General features: G+C 72.5%; 1 protein-coding gene. It reads left to right on the forward strand.

What is annotated here, in order from left to right:
* Positions 1 to 846, forward strand: an 846-nt coding sequence (locus tag FGD71_RS06260; protein WP_119099381.1) for a beta-ketoacyl reductase, incomplete at both ends; no start/stop codon positions are given.

Raw genomic sequence — 846 nt, forward strand, 5'->3', positions numbered from 1 at the left:
GGGCGCGCACGTGGCGCGTTGGGCGGCCCGTAACGGTGCGGAGCATCTGCTGCTCGTGTCGCGGCGTGGTCAAGAGGCGCCGGGCGCAGGTGAGTTGGCGGCGGAGCTGGCGGAGCTGGGTGTCCGGGTCACGGTCGCGGCGTGTGATGTGGCGGACCGTGCCGCTGTGGAGGCGCTGCTGGCGGAGGCGTGTGCGGAGGTGCCGCTGACGGCGGTGGTGCATGCCGCGGGCGTGGTGGATGACGGTGTGGTCGAGTCGTTGACGCCGGAGCGTGTGGCCGGGGTGCTGCGGCCGAAGGCGGATGCGGCGTGGGTGCTGCACGAGGTCACCCGGGACATGGATCTGTCGGCGTTCGTGCTGTTCTCCTCCTTCGCCGGCGTCCTGGGCAATCCTGGGCAGGCGAACTACGCGGCGGCCAATGCGTACCTGGACGCGCTGGCCGGGTATCGGCGTGCCCATGGGCTTCCCGCTACCTCCGTGGCCTGGGGCCCGTGGGTTGGTGACGGCATGGCCGCGGGGGAGATCCGGGAGCGGACCCGACGGGGCGGCTTCCCGGCGTTGGGCGTCGACACGGCGCTCGGCGCACTGCGGCACGCGCTGGAGTGCGGGGACACGACGGTCGCCGTGGTGGACGCCGACTGGGAAGTGGTCGTCGCCGGTTCTCCGGCGGGACGTCCGAGCGCGCTGATCTCGGGTCTGCCGGAGGTACGGCAGATCGCTGAGTCGGCCTCTGCCGACCAGGGACGGGCGCCCCTGTCGGGATTGGGTGCGCGGTTGGTGGGGTTGTCGCGGGTTGAGCGGGTTGAGGTGTTGCTGGATGTGGTGCGGGGGCATGTGGCGGCGGT

Origin of the sequence: Streptomyces sporangiiformans (genome assembly GCF_005768555.2) — a bacterium.
Classification (GTDB): Bacteria; Actinomycetota; Actinomycetes; order Streptomycetales; family Streptomycetaceae; genus Streptomyces; species Streptomyces sporangiiformans.